This is a genomic window from Pseudomonas panipatensis, from assembly GCF_900099785.1.
Classification (GTDB): Bacteria; Pseudomonadota; Gammaproteobacteria; order Pseudomonadales; family Pseudomonadaceae; genus Pseudomonas; species Pseudomonas panipatensis.
Window position 1 is genome coordinate 161,797 of sequence record NZ_FNDS01000011.1, and the last position, 13,421, is coordinate 175,217.

General features: G+C 68.9%; 16 protein-coding genes and 1 rRNA gene. 16 read left to right on the top strand and 1 reads right to left on the bottom strand.

Translation table 11 applies throughout. The annotated features are described in order from the left end of the window. The first annotated feature begins 62 nt into the window (after positions 1-62). Genes BLQ74_RS22895 through hypE form a run of 16 tightly spaced genes read left to right on the top strand, consistent with a single transcriptional unit; the run spans position 63 to position 12,867 of the window. On the top strand, positions 63-1,145 hold the full coding sequence (locus BLQ74_RS22895) for a hydrogenase small subunit (protein WP_090267080.1): 1,083 nt from the start codon (positions 63-65) through the stop codon (positions 1,143-1,145). A gap of 23 nt (positions 1,146-1,168) precedes the next feature. Further along, positions 1,169-3,025, top strand: a complete 1,857-nt coding sequence (locus BLQ74_RS22900; RefSeq protein ID WP_090267004.1) for a nickel-dependent hydrogenase large subunit — start codon at positions 1,169-1,171, stop codon at positions 3,023-3,025. A 60-nt stretch (positions 3,026-3,085) separates the two neighbouring features. After that, entirely contained in the window at positions 3,086-3,769 is a 684-nt protein-coding gene (gene cybH, locus BLQ74_RS22905; RefSeq protein WP_090267007.1) for a Ni/Fe-hydrogenase, b-type cytochrome subunit, read from the top strand. Beyond that, positions 3,766-4,413, top strand: coding sequence for a HyaD/HybD family hydrogenase maturation endopeptidase (locus BLQ74_RS22910; RefSeq protein ID WP_090267009.1), 648 nt, complete (start codon positions 3,766-3,768; stop codon positions 4,411-4,413). The genes cybH and BLQ74_RS22910 overlap by 4 nt, the downstream gene beginning before the upstream one ends. Position 4,414: 1 nt before the next feature. Further along, the gene (locus BLQ74_RS27995; protein WP_090267012.1) at positions 4,415-4,747 is read left to right on the top strand and encodes a HypC/HybG/HupF family hydrogenase formation chaperone; all 333 of its coding nucleotides are present in this window, start codon (positions 4,415-4,417) and stop codon (positions 4,745-4,747) included. Continuing rightward, positions 4,744-5,226, top strand: coding sequence for a thioredoxin domain-containing protein (locus BLQ74_RS22920; RefSeq protein WP_090267014.1), 483 nt, complete (start codon positions 4,744-4,746; stop codon positions 5,224-5,226). The genes BLQ74_RS27995 and BLQ74_RS22920 overlap by 4 nt, the downstream gene beginning before the upstream one ends. A 14-nt stretch (positions 5,227-5,240) precedes the next feature. Continuing rightward, entirely contained in the window at positions 5,241-6,107 is an 867-nt protein-coding gene (locus BLQ74_RS22925; protein WP_090267017.1) for a hydrogenase expression/formation protein, read from the top strand. Further along, a complete protein-coding gene (locus BLQ74_RS22930) occupies positions 6,104-6,328 on the top strand; it encodes a rubredoxin (protein WP_090267020.1) in 225 nt (74 codons plus the stop codon). Before BLQ74_RS22925 ends, BLQ74_RS22930 begins: the two co-directional genes overlap by 4 nt. After that, complete coding sequence (gene hybE, locus BLQ74_RS22935; RefSeq protein WP_090267022.1) at positions 6,321-6,833, top strand: [NiFe]-hydrogenase assembly chaperone HybE; 513 nt, start codon at positions 6,321-6,323, stop codon at positions 6,831-6,833. The genes BLQ74_RS22930 and hybE overlap by 8 nt, the downstream gene beginning before the upstream one ends. Then, the gene (locus tag BLQ74_RS22940) at positions 6,830-7,915 is read left to right on the top strand and encodes a HoxV (RefSeq protein ID WP_090267024.1); all 1,086 of its coding nucleotides are present in this window, start codon (positions 6,830-6,832) and stop codon (positions 7,913-7,915) included. The genes hybE and BLQ74_RS22940 overlap by 4 nt, the downstream gene beginning before the upstream one ends. Further along, complete coding sequence (locus tag BLQ74_RS22945; protein ID WP_090267027.1) at positions 7,908-8,255, top strand: hydrogenase maturation nickel metallochaperone HypA/HybF; 348 nt, start codon at positions 7,908-7,910, stop codon at positions 8,253-8,255. The genes BLQ74_RS22940 and BLQ74_RS22945 overlap by 8 nt, the downstream gene beginning before the upstream one ends. A gap of 24 nt (positions 8,256-8,279) precedes the next feature. Next, positions 8,280-9,284 carry a hydrogenase nickel incorporation protein HypB gene (hypB, locus tag BLQ74_RS22950; RefSeq protein ID WP_090267030.1) on the top strand — a complete coding sequence of 335 codons (1,005 nt, stop codon included), beginning with the start codon at positions 8,280-8,282 and terminating at the stop codon, positions 9,282-9,284. A gap of 1 nt (position 9,285) precedes the next feature. Beyond that, entirely contained in the window at positions 9,286-10,452 is a 1,167-nt protein-coding gene (locus BLQ74_RS22955; protein WP_090267034.1) for a Kae1-like domain-containing protein, read from the top strand. Next, positions 10,443-10,676, top strand: coding sequence for a HypC/HybG/HupF family hydrogenase formation chaperone (locus BLQ74_RS22960; protein ID WP_090267038.1), 234 nt, complete (start codon positions 10,443-10,445; stop codon positions 10,674-10,676). The genes BLQ74_RS22955 and BLQ74_RS22960 overlap by 10 nt, the downstream gene beginning before the upstream one ends. Then, positions 10,673-11,803: a hydrogenase formation protein HypD gene (gene hypD / locus BLQ74_RS22965; RefSeq protein WP_090267041.1), complete on the top strand. Its 1,131-nt coding sequence runs from the start codon at positions 10,673-10,675 to the stop codon at positions 11,801-11,803. Before BLQ74_RS22960 ends, hypD begins: the two co-directional genes overlap by 4 nt. Further along, entirely contained in the window at positions 11,800-12,867 is a 1,068-nt protein-coding gene (hypE, locus tag BLQ74_RS22970) for a hydrogenase expression/formation protein HypE (RefSeq protein ID WP_090267043.1), read from the top strand. Before hypD ends, hypE begins: the two co-directional genes overlap by 4 nt. A gap of 244 nt (positions 12,868-13,111) precedes the next feature. Here hypE and rrf read toward each other — a convergent pair. Continuing rightward, positions 13,112-13,227, bottom strand: a 5S ribosomal RNA gene (gene rrf / locus BLQ74_RS22975). Between the last annotated feature and the right edge of the window lie 194 nt (positions 13,228-13,421).

The window sequence follows — 13,421 nt, forward strand, 5'->3', positions numbered from 1 at the left end:
TGCGCGTTGGCGCGCGCCACAACGAACGAGAAAGACATGCCTGGCCGAGGAGAAATCAGGTGATCGAAACATTCTATGAGGTGATGCGCAGGCAAGGCATCTCGCGGCGGAGCTTCGTCAAGTTCTGCTCGCTGACCGCCACGTCGCTGGGCCTGGGCCCGGCATTCATGCCGAAGATCGCATGGGCCATGGAGAACAAGCCGCGCACCCCGGTGCTCTGGCTGCACGGCCTGGAGTGCACCTGCTGCTCCGAGTCGTTCATCCGCTCGGCGCACCCGCTGGCCAAGGACGTGGTGCTGTCGATGATCTCGCTGGATTACGACGACACCCTGATGGCCTCCGCCGGCCACCAGGCCGAGGCGATCCTCGACGAGGTGATGACCAAGTACAAGGGCAACTACATCCTCGCGGTGGAAGGCAACCCGCCGCTGAACCAGGACGGCATGAGCTGCATCATCGGCGGCAAGCCGTTCATCGAGCAGCTCAAGCGCGTTTCCCGCGACGCCAAGGCGATCATCTCCTGGGGCTCCTGCGCCAGCTGGGGCTGCGTGCAGGCGGCCAAGCCGAACCCGACCCAGGCCGTGCCGATCCACAAGGTGATCACCGACAAGCCGATCATCAAGGTGCCCGGCTGTCCGCCGATCGCCGAGGTGATGACCGGGGTGATCACCTACATGCTGACCTTCGACCGCATCCCCGAGCTGGACCGCCAGGGCCGGCCGAAGATGTTCTACAGCCAGCGCATCCACGACAAGTGCTACCGGCGGCCGAACTTCGACGCCGGCCAGTTCGTCGAGTCCTGGGACGACGACGCGGCGCGCAAGGGCTACTGCCTGTACAAGGTCGGCTGCAAAGGCCCGACCACCTACAACGCCTGCTCCACCGTGCGCTGGAACGGCGGCACCAGCTTCCCGATCCAGTCCGGCCACGGCTGCATCGGCTGCTCCGAAGAAGGCTTCTGGGACAAGGGCTCGTTCTACCAGCACCTGAGCGACGTCAACGCCTTCGGCGTCGAGGCCAACGCCGACCAGATCGGCCTGGCCGCCGCCGGCACGGTCGGCGCGGCCCTCACCGCGCACGCCGCGGTCACCGCCCTTAAACGCGCCAGCAACGGCAAGGCGCCCACCTCGACGCACGACGCTTGAGCGCAGCACAGGAAGCTTGATCCATGAGTACCTATTCGACCCAAGGCTTCGACCTGGACAATAGCGGCCGCCGCGTGGTCGTCGACCCGGTGACCCGCATCGAGGGGCACATGCGCGTCGAGGTCAACCTCGACGCCAACAACGTCATCCGCAACGCGGTGTCCACCGGCACCATGTGGCGCGGCCTCGAAGTCATCCTCAAGGGCCGCGACCCGCGTGACGCCTGGGCCTTCGTCGAGCGCATCTGCGGCGTCTGCACCGGCTGCCACGCGCTGGCCTCGGTGCGCGCGGTGGAAGACGCGCTGGGTATCCGCATCCCGCCGAACGCCCACCTGATCCGCGAAATGATGGCCAAGACCCTGCAGGTCCACGACCACGCGGTGCACTTCTACCACCTGCACGCGCTCGACTGGGTCGACGTGGTGTCGGCGCTGAAGGCCGACCCCAAGGCCACCTCGGCGCTGCAGCAGATGGTCTCGCCGGCGCACCCGCTGTCGTCGCCCGGCTACTTCCGCGACGTGCAGAACCGCCTGAAGAAGTTCGTCGAAAGCGGCCAGCTCGGGCCGTTCATGAACGGCTACTGGGGCAACCCGGCCTACCAGTTGCCGCCGGAGGCCAACCTGATGGCCGTCACCCACTACCTGGAGGCCCTCGACCTGCAGAAGGAATGGGTGAAGATCCACACCATCTTCGGCGGCAAGAACCCCCACCCGAACTACCTGGTCGGCGGCGTGCCCTGCGCGATCAATATCGACGGCGACCTGGCCGCCGGCGCGCCGCTGAACATGGAGCGCCTGAACTTCGTCCGCGCGCGCATCGACGAGGCCCTGACCTTCTGCCGCAACGTCTATGTGCCGGACGTGCTGGCCATCGGCACCCTGTACAAGCAGAAGGGCTGGCTGCACGGCGGCGGCCTGGCGGCGAGCAACGTCATGGACTACGGCACCTACGCCAAGGTCAATTACGACGAGCGCACCAACCAGTTGCCCGGTGGCGCCATCCTCAACGGCAACTGGGACGAGATTCTCCCGGTCGACCCGCGCGACCCGGAACAGGTGCAGGAGTTCGTCACCCACTCCTGGTACCAGTACCCGGACAACGACAAGGGCCTGCACCCCTGGGACGGCATCACCGAGCCGCACTACGAGCTGGGCGCCAGGACCAAGGGCACGCGCACCGCGATCGAAGAAGTGGACGAAAGCGCCAAGTATTCCTGGGTCAAGTCGCCGCGCTGGCGCGGCCACGCCATGGAGGTCGGTCCGCTGGCCCGCTACATCCTCGGCTACGCCCACGCGCGCCAGGGCAACCCGCACTGCCAGCGGGTCAAGGAGCAACTGGAAAGCTCGCTGCAGGCGGTCAACCACGACCTGCCCAAGGCGCTCGGCCTGAGCGAAACCAACTACAGCGCCAAGCAACTGCTGCCCAGCACCATCGGCCGCACCCTGGCCCGCGCGCTGGAAGCCGAGTACTGCGCCGAGATGATGGTCGACGACTGGAACGAGCTGATGGGCAACATCCGCAACGGCGACCGCGCCACCGCCAACGTCGACAAGTGGGACCCGAAGACCTGGCCGGCCGAAGCCAAGGGTGTCGGCGCCGTCGCCGCGCCGCGTGGCGCGCTGGGCCACTGGATTCGCATCAAGGACGGGCGCATCGAGAACTACCAGTGCGTGGTGCCGAGCACCTGGAACGGCAGCCCGCGCGACAGCAAGGGGCAGATCGGCGCCTTCGAGGCGGCGCTGATGAACACCCCGGTGGCGGTCGCCGAGCAGCCGCTGGAAATCCTCCGCACCCTGCACTCCTTCGACCCCTGCATGGCCTGCGCGACCCACGTGATGAGCGAGGACGGCGCCGAGCTGAGCACGATCACGGTGCGTTGAGTGAGCCAAGCAGCCATCCGCCGGGCGCCGTCGCGCGCCCGGCTCCTTCGAGGTGACGACATGTCCGAGCATTGCGACCCCGCCAGCGGGCGCGCCGAGTACGTCTACGAGGCGCCGGTACGCCTGTGGCACTGGATCAACGCCGCCTGCATCCTGGTGCTGGCGGTGACCGGCTACTTCATCGGTTCGCCGCTGCCGACCCAGCCCGGCGAAGCCAGCGCCAACTTCCTCATGGGCTATATCCGCTTCGCCCATTTCGCCGCGGCCTACCTGTTCGCCGTCGGCATCATCGGCCGCGCCTACTGGGCGCTGGTGGGCAACCATCACGCCCGCGAGCTGTTCTGGGTGCCGCTGACCAGCAAGGCCTACTGGCGCGACTTCGCCGATTGGCTGCGCTACTACCTGTTCATCGGCCCGGTGCCGGCGCCGACCTTCGGCCACAATCCGCTGTCGCGCTTCGCCATGGTCTTCGTCTTCCTGCTGACCTCGCTGTTCATGCTGGTGACCGGTTTCGCCCTCTACGGCGAAGGCGCGCAGATGGGCTCCTGGCAGGAACGCGCGTTCGGCTGGGTGCTGCCGCTGCTCGGCCAGTCGAACAACGTGCACGTCCTCCACCACCTGGGCATGTGGCTGCTGATCCTGTTCGTCATGCTGCACATCTACGCCGCCGTGCGCGAGGAAATCTGCGGCCGCCTGAGCCTGATCGGCGGCATCATCTCCGGCTACAAGACCTTCAAGAAATGACCCCATCCCAGCCAACCAACGGCAACCCCGCGCCACGCATCACCGTGCTCGGCATCGGCAACCTGCTGTGGGCCGACGAAGGCTTCGGCGTGCGCTGCGTCGAAGCCTTGCAACAGCGCTACGAGTTCGCCGACAACGTCACCCTGATCGATGGTGGCACCCAGGGCCTGTACCTGATCCAGCACGTCCAGCAGGCCGACTACCTGCTGATCTTCGATGCGGTGGACTACAACATGGCCCCGGGCACGCTGAAGTTCGTCGCCAACGAGGAGGTGCCACGCTTCCTCGGGGTGAAGAAGCTCAGCCTGCACCAGACCGGCTTCCAGGAAGTGCTGATGCTCGCCCAGCTCACCGGCCACTACCCGCAGCAGGTGCTGCTGATGGGCTGCCAGCCGGAGTACATGGAAGACTACGGCGGCAGCCTGCGCCCGAGCGTCAAGGCGGCCCTGGAGCTGGCCATCGAGGAAGCGCTGAAGGTGCTGCACGACTGGGGCGCCGCGCCGCGCCCGCGCACCAGCGCGCTACCCGAGGACGAGGCGGTGACGCTGCGCCACCTCGAACTGCAACGTTACGAAAGCGAACGCCCGAGCGAGCAGGATGCCTGCCGCATCGGCGACGAACGCATCCTCGCGCGGCGCAGCTGACATGTGCATCGGCCTGCCCATGTACGTGCTCTCCGCCAGCCCCGGCGCGGCACTGTGCCGTGATCGCCAAGGCCAGACGCGGCGGATCGACACCGCGCTGGTCGGCGACTGCGCGAGCGGCGACTGGCTGCTGGTGTTCCTCGACGCCGCGCGCGAGCGCCTGGACGCCACGCGCGCGGCGGAAATCGAAGCGACCCTGGCCATGCTCGACGCCGCGCTGTGCGGCGACGCCGACGCATCGAGCGGCGCCGTCGCGTTCGAACTGCCCTCGGCGATGAGCGCCGAACACCTCGCCAGCCTGCTCGGCCAGCCCACCACCAAGGAACCCTCATGAGCGAATCCGCCGCCTTCCTGGCGCCCATTCCCGCCACGCCCGCCGTGCCGCCGCTGGTCAGCCGCCTGGTGGAACAGTTCGGCGCGGCCTGGGTCGGCCACGACAACCTCGACACCTGGCTGGCGCAGTCCGGCGAGAGCCTGCTGCTGCTCTGCGGCGATCCGCAGCGCTACCCCGAATGCCTCGACGTCGCCGTGGTCCTGCCTGAACTGTGCAAGACCCTCGGCGCCCACCACGACCGCGTGCTGCGCCTCGGCGTGGCCCGCCGCGAAGACGAACAGGCGCTCGCCGAGCGTTTCGCCCTGCGCCGCTGGCCGAGCATCATCTGGCTGCGCGACGGCGGTTACGTCACCCAGATCGACGGCATGCGCGACTGGGACGAGTACCTGCGCCTGGCCGAGAACGCCCTGCAGATGAGCAACGCGCTCATCCCGCTGCGCAGCGAGGCACCGAGCCCCGCCAACGGAGGCTGCCATTGAACGGAGCGACCCCCATGGACCCGCTGAACTACATCCCGCTGGTCAACCTCGGCCCCGGCTCGCAACCCGAGGACGACGCCACCCTGGAATACATCAGCATGCCGCAGGGCATGTACACCCACGCGCTGCCGCAACTGCCCGAGCCGGAGACCCTCGACAGCCTGCCCGGCGCCCGCCTCGCCCTGCGCGAAATCCTCCACATGCTGCGTAGCCGGCATGCCGGCGACCACCCGCCGAGCCTCGACCTGCGCCATTACCCCGAGGGCGACCGGGCATTGCTCGACCAGTTGCTCGGCGAAGGCGAAGTCAGCGCCCGCGTCGGCGGCGAACCGGGCGTGCGCATTCAGGAATCGATCTTCGCCGGCGTCTGGCGGGTCTTCGGCGAAGGCCATGATCACATCGACGTCGACGCCGCTCCGGCGCTGCTGCGCCGCGCGGCCCGGGTGAACGGCGCGAACACGGCGGCCTTCGAGCTGCCGACGCCACTGCCTGCTGGCGTGATGAACGCGCCGGCGATCCTCACCGAACTGCAGGATCGCACCGCCCGCTGGCAGGCTGGCGACGCCGCCCACGTGATCAACCTGACCCTGCTGCCGTTGTCGGAACAGGACGTGCCCTTCCTCGACACCCGCCTCGGCGTCGGCCCGGTGCTGGTGCTGGCGCGGGGCTACGGCAACTGCCGGATCAGCAGTACCCAGGTGCGTAACTGCTGGCGGGTGCGCTACTTCAACTCGCAGGATGCGCTGATCCTCGACACCATCGAAGTCACCGACCTGCCGGAAGTGGTCCACGCGGCGCCGGAAGACATCGCCGACTCGCTGGAGCGCTTCGAGGACATCATCCAGTGGTTCGAGGGCGAGTGCGCGGGGACCGGCCAATGAGCGAGCGCCCGAGCTTCGAAGGCAGCTACCTCGGCGACCGCTCGCGGCTGGCCGACGACAGCCGCCTGGAATGCAAGATCTGCTGGTGGGTCTACGACCCGGCGCAGGGCGACCCGGTCTGGCAGATTGCCCCGGGCACGCCCTTCTCGCGCCTGCCGGCGCACTGGCGTTGCCCCAACTGCGACGGCGACGCCGAGCAATTCATGGTGCTCGATGACTGACCCGGTCCTGCCCGCAGCCACCCCCGACAGCGCCGCGGCGCAGCGCGCCGAGGCCCTGGCGGCGCGCTTCCGCGACATCGCCGCGACACGCATGCGCGGTCTGCCGCTGGTCAATCCGGCGCTGCAGGTGGAAACCCTCGGCTTCGCCCGCCAAGCGGCCGGCGAGGACGCCAGCCCCGGCCTGCTCGGCGTGCTCATCACGCCCTGGTGCATGAACCTGATCTGGCTGCCGGACCACCGCGCCGCCGCGCCGGCCGACGGCGATCTGCTCGAACACCACTTCGGCGGCCAGCGGCTGAGCTTCATCGGCGCCCGTGATGAGGTCTTCGGGCCTTACCAGAGCTGCTCGCTGTTCTCGCCCATGTTCGAGTTCGCCGACCAACAGAGCGCGCGCGACACCGCCGCCCAGGTACTCGCCCTGCTGCGCCAGGCGCCCAGCAACCAGCGCGCGGCCCTCAACCGCCGCGCCCTGCTGTTCGGCCGCCTGCCGGGAGCCGCGGGATGACCGGCGACGCGGGACTGGCGCGACTCGCCGGTTCGCTGCGGGTACGCCCCGGCCAGCGGCCGGCGCTGCTCGGCGGCCGTCCGCCGCTGGCCGCGCGGCTGCTGCAAGGACAACCGGCGGAGGCCGCCGCGCAACGCCTGCCGTTGCTCTACAGCCTGTGCGGCCAGGCCCACCGGCTGACCGCCGAACTGGCGCTGCAGGCCGCCCGCGAAGGCACGGCCGAAGCCAGCGACGCCGCACGCCAGGCATTGCACGCGGAAACCCGCCGCGAGCACTTGCGCCGCATCGTCCTCGACTGGCCGGGCCTGCTCGGCGGCGCCACGGCCGACCCGCTGGCCCTCTCCGCCGTGGCGCAGCAGGGCCTGGATGCCTGGTTCGAGGGCTCGGCCCAGGCCTGGCTGGATGCCTGGCGCGAGGGCCCGCGCCAGGCCCTGCTGGACTGGAGCGCGCGCGGCCGGCACTGGCTGGCGCGCTTGCTCCGCGACTGCCGGGACGAGGCCGAAGCGCTGCTGCTGCCGGTGCATGCGCTGCCGGTCGCGCCCGCCAGGTTATTGGCCGTCGAGCAGAACCTGCGCCAGGGCGACGCCTTCATCCGCCAGCCCGAGCTGGACGGCCAGCCGTGCGAAACCGGCGCCTGGACCCGCGCCTGGGAAGCCCATCCGCAACGCCACGGCAATGCCTGGCTGCGCCTTGGCGCGCGCCTGGCCGATCTCGCCGAACTGAGCCTGGAGGCGCCCCGGCCGCTGGCCCTCGGCGCCCTGGCCGTCGGCGAATGCCAGGCGCTGGCCTGGTGCGAAACCGCGCGTGGCCTGCTGCTTCATCGCGTGCATCTCGAAACCGGCGCCAACGGCATGCAAGTATGCGATTACCAGGTGCTGGCGCCGACCGAGTGGAACCTGCATCCTCGCGGCGCACTGGCCCAGGCCCTGGAAGCCCTGCCCGCTTCTGGCGCGAGCGGGCGACGCCAGGCCGAACTGTTGCTGGCGGCCTTCGACCCCTGCCTGGCCTACCGGCTGGAAATGGACGCGGGCCACAGCCCCGAGCAAATGACGAGCGACCGAGGAGCGCCGCAGCATGCATGAAGTGAGTCTGGCCGGCGGTATCCTCGCCGCCGTGGAAGCCGCGGCGCGCAAGGACCCGTTCGTCCGCGTCAGCCGCCTGCGCCTGGAAGCCGGCAAGCTCGCCGGGGTAGAAGTCGAGGCGCTGCGCTTCGCCCTCGAAGCCCTGGCCCCGGGCAGCCTGCTCGACGGCGCGCGCATCGACATCGAACAACCCGAAGGCCAGGCCTGGTGCCTGGACTGCTCCGCCAGCGTGGCGCTCGTCGAGCGCGGCGCGCCCTGCCCACAGTGTGGCGGCTTCTGGCTGCAACCCACGAGCGGCACCGAATTGCGCATCCTCGACCTGCAGGTCGAGGATCACTGACTGTTGAAATCCAGGAGGAACGCCATGTGCGTCGTCTGTGGCTGCTCCAGCGGCCATACCCATGAGAACGCCACCTCGACCCCGCCGGGCGACACCACGCTGACAGCGACCGGCGCGAGCGTCGATGCCGCCGGCGACCTGCACTACGGCCTCGGCGCCGCGCAGGTCTCGCTGCCCGGCGTCAGCCAGGCGCGGACCATTCGCATCGAGCAGGACGTGCTCGGCGAGAACGATCGCCAGGCGGTGCTCAACCGTGCCGACTTCGAAAGCCACCGGGTGCTGGCGCTGAACCTGGTATCCAGCCCCGGCTCCGGCAAGACCACCCTGCTCTGCGCCACCCTCGACGCGCTACGCCGGCGCAAGCCGGCGCTGCCGCTGGCGGTGATCGAAGGCGACCAGCAGACCCGCAACGACGCCGAGCGCATTCGCGCCACCGGCGTACCGGCGATCCAGGTCAATACCGGCAAGGGCTGCCACCTGGACGCGCGCATGGTCGCCGAGGCCTATGCGCGCCTGCCGCTGCACGCTGCCCTGCATGCCGCGGGACATCAGCATCAGCACGCGCCGGCGGCATTCCGCGGCACGCCGGCCGCCAGCGTGCAGAGCCCGTTGCGCCCGCTGCCCGGCGCTGGCGAACCGGCCGGCCTGCTGTTCATCGAGAACGTCGGCAACCTGGTCTGCCCGGCCCTCTGGGACCTCGGCGAAGCGGCCAAGGTGGCGATCCTCTCAGTCACCGAGGGGGAGGACAAGCCCCTCAAGTACCCCGACATGTTCGCCGCCGCGCGGCTGATGCTGCTGACCAAGACCGACCTGCTGCCGCACCTCGACTTCGACGTGCAGCGCTGCCTGGAATACGCCCATCGGGTCAACCCGGGGCTGCGCGTGATCCAGCTCAGCGCCCGCGACGGCAGCGGCCTGGACGCCTGGCTGGATTGGCTGCTCGACGGCGCGGCGAAAGCCGATCCGCGCGCCGCACGGATCGCCGCCCTGGAAGCCGAACTGGCCGCGCTCAAGGCGCAGCGTGACTGACATGCACACACAGACACTGCCCAACGCCAACGTCTGGCCGCCGGTGCTGGCCTGCGGCGCCTGGCTGAAGAACAGCGCCTGCCTGTTGCAGGGCGACCAGGCGATCTGGTCGCCGGTGCATGGCGATCTGGGCGATCCGCAAAGCTGCCTGGCGCTGGAACGCTCGCTGGACACCCTGCTCGCCTGCGCCGACGCCACGCCCAGAGCCATCGCCCACGACCTGCACCCGGACTTCTACAGCACCCAACTGGCCATCGAGCAGGCCTCGCGCCTGGGCGTGCCAGCCTTCGGCGTGCAGCACCACCACGCGCATATTGCCGCGTTGCTGGCCGAGCATGGCCTGCCAGGCCCGGCGATCGGCCTGGCCCTGGATGGCGTCGGCCTTGGCAGCGACGGCGCCGCCTGGGGTGGCGAACTGCTCTGGGTGGCGGCGGATGCCTGGCAGCGTCGCGGTTCGCTGCTGCCGCTTCCGTTGCCCGGTGGCGATATCGCCGCCCGCGAACCCTGGCGCCTGGTGGCCAGCGCGCTGCACCTGCTTGGCCGCCGCGAGGAAATCGCCGTGCGCCTCGCCCCGCTGGTCGGTGCGCCGGCCGTCGGCACAGTGGTACGCATGCTCGAACGCCAGCTCAACTGCCCGCCGAGCAGCGGCGCCGGACGCTGGTTCGACGCCGCCGCCGGGATTCTCGGCCTCAGCCTGCGCCAGGCGTTCGAAGCCCAGGCCGCCATCGCCCTCGAGCGCCTGGCCGGCGAATACCTGGCGAGCCACGCGGCGCCCGCCATCGAAGAAGGGCTCTGGCGGATTCGCGACGACGGCCTGCTCGACCTGCTGCCGCTGCTCGCGCGGCTCTTCGTGCTGGCCGATGAGGGCCGCGCCGGCGAAGGCGCGGCGCTGTTCCATCTGACCCTGGCCGCCGCCCTGGCCGACTGGGTGCGCCGCCAGCCCGGAGATCTGCCGGTGCTGCTCGGCGGCGGCTGCTTCGCCAACCGCCTGCTCAGTGCGCGTCTCAGCCAGCACTTGCTGGACCTGGGACGCCACGTGTTCAGCGCGCAAAGCGTGTCCTGCGGCGACGCCGGCCTGGCCCTCGGCCAGGCCTGGATCGCCGCGCATTGGCCCGCCCTTGATTGTCAGGCGGCGCTGCCGCAGGAGGAACACCCCGCATGTGCCTAGCCATCCCCGCCCGCGTGGTCGAGCTGCGCGAGAACGATCTCGCCCTGGTCGATCTCGGTGGGATCCGCAAGGAAATCTCCCTGGCGCTGGTCAGCGCAGCCAACGTCGGCGACTACGTGATCGTCCACGTCGGCTATGCCCTCGGCCTGATCGACCCGGAAGAAGCCCAACGCACCCTGGAAATGTTCGGCGAGCTGAGTCGCGCCCAGGCGGAATCCCTATGAAGTACATCGACGAATACCGTGACGGCGACCTTGCCCAGCAAATCGCCGCGCGCATCCACGAAGCGGCCCTGGCCGAGCGCGAATACCGTTTCATGGAGTTCTGCGGCGGTCACACCCATGCCATCTCGCGCTATGGCGTGAGCGACCTGCTGCCGGCCAACGTGCAAATGATCCACGGCCCGGGCTGCCCGGTCTGCGTGTTGCCGATCGGCCGCATCGACCTGGCCATCCGCCTGGCCCTGGAACAGCGGGTGATCCTCTGCAGCTACGGCGACACCCTGCGCGTGCCTGCCTCCGACGGCCTCTCGCTGCTGCGCGCCAAGGCCAAGGGCGCGGACATCCGCATGATCTATTCGCCGCAGGACGCCCTGAAGATCGCCGAGGCCAACCCCGGCCGCGAGGTGGTGTTCTTCGCCGTCGGCTTCGAAACCACCACGCCGCCGACCGCGCTGGTCATCCGCGAAGCGGCCCGGCGCGGCCTGGACAACTTCAGCGTGCTCTGTTGCCACGTGCTCACCCCGCCGGCCATCGCGCACATCCTCGACACGCCGCCGGACGAGGCGGTGCCGCTCGACGGCTTCGTCGGCCCGGCCCACGTCAGCGTGGTCATCGGTTCGGCGCCCTACGGCGAGTTCGCCCGGCGCTACCGCAAGCCGGTGGTGATCGCCGGTTTCGAGCCGCTGGACGTGCTGCAAGCCATCCTCATGCTGGTGCGCCAGGTCAACGATGGCCGCGCCGAGGTGGAAAACGAATTCATCCGTGCCGTCAGCGAACAGGGCAGCCGGCCCATGCAGGCGCTCATGGAAGAGGTCTTCGAACTGCGTGACAGCTTCGAATGGCGCGGCCTCGGCGAAATGTCGGCGAGCGCCCGGCGCATCCGCCCGGCCTTCGCCCGCCACGATGCCGAAGCGCGCTTCGGCCTGCACTACCAGTCGGTGCCCGACCACAAGGCCTGCGAATGCGGGCCGATCCTGCGCGGGCAGAAGAAGCCCATCGACTGCCGCCTGTTCGGCAGCGTCTGCACCCCGGAAAACCCGGTCGGCTCGTGCATGGTCTCCAACGAAGGCGCCTGCGCCGCGCATTATGCCTACGGGCGCTACAAGGACATCGAGGTGGTCGCCGTATGAACCCGCACTCCCCCGTCAAGCGAGGCTACGTCCGCCCACTGAACCTGCGCGACGGCCAGGTCGAGATGGCCCATGGCGCCGGTGGCCGCGCCGCGGCACAACTGATCGAGGAACTCTTCGTCAGCGCCTTCGACAACCCCTGGCTGCGCCAGGGCAACGACGGCGCGGCCTTCGTTCCGGCACTGGCGCCGGGCGAACGCATGGTCATGGCCACCGACGCCCATGTCATCTCGCCGCTGTTCTTCCCCGGCGGCGACATCGGCAGCCTGTCGGTGCACGGTACCGTCAACGACGTCGCCATGAACGGCGCGCGGCCGCTGTACCTGGCCGCCAGCTTCATCCTCGAAGAAGGCTTCCCGCTCGCCGACCTCAAGCGCATCGTCGCGTCCATGGCGCGTGCGGCGCGCGAGGCCGGCGTGGCGATCGTCACCGGCGACACCAAGGTGGTCGAACGCGGCAAGGGCGACGGTGTCTTCATCAGCACCACCGGCATCGGCGTGGTCGCCGCAGGCATCGATACCGGCGGCCATCGCGCCCGCCCCGGCGATGCGATTCTGCTCTCCGGCAGCATTGGCGAGCACGGCGTGGCGATCCTCTCGCAACGCGAGTCGCTGGAGTTCGAAACGCAGATCCTCTCCGACAGCGCGGCCCTCCACAAGCTGGTCGCGCGCATGCTCGAAGTGGCGCCCGGTCTGCGCGTACTACGCGACCCGACCCGTGGCGGCCTGGCCACCACCCTCAACGAGATCGCCGGGCAATCCGCCGTCGGCATGCTCATCGAAGAGGCCGCCATTCCACTGCAAGCGCAAGTCGAGGCCGCCTGCGAACTGCTCGGCCTCGATCCGCTCTATGTGGCCAACGAAGGCAAATTGGTGGCCATCTGCGCCGAAACCGACGTCGACGCCCTGCTCGACGTCATGCGCGCCCACCCCCTGGGCCGCCATGCCGCGCGCATCGGCAGCGTCATCGAAGACAACCATGGCTTCGTGCAAATGCAGACCCGTTTCGGCGGCCGGCGCATCGTCGACTGGCTCTCCGGCGAGCAACTGCCGCGCATCTGCTGAATGACCCGAACGCACCACGCCCCGTCTGCGACTTTCACCATCGTAGGGGCGTTGGTGCCCTGAATCACCGGCACTGAAGCAAGCCCTGGCTCGACCTGCCCAGGCAAGCCCGTCACTGATGTCCCATTGCCTTGCAATCTCGCACCACCGATCCCGCGCGAGTACAGGCGTGAGGGGCTCCGAGCTTTTCCGCGCGCAAAAGCAAAACCCCCGGTCATTGCTGACCAGGGGTTTTGGGATAGGTGCTTGACGATGACCTACTCTCACATGGGGAAACCCCACACTACCATCGGCGATGCATCGTTTCACTACTGAGTTCGGGATGGGATCAGGTGGTTCCAACGCTCTATGGTCGTCAAGCAATTCTTTAGGATGCCCGTCTTTCAACGCTCATCCGAATTCGGGTATGTGATTCAGGTATTTGCGGTTCTTGCGAACTTTCGGTTCGTCGACTTCACCGTCTAACACCAAATTGTTTGGGTGTTATATGGTCAAGCCTCACGGGCAATTAGTATTGGTTAGCTCAACGCCTCACAGCGCTTACACACCCAACC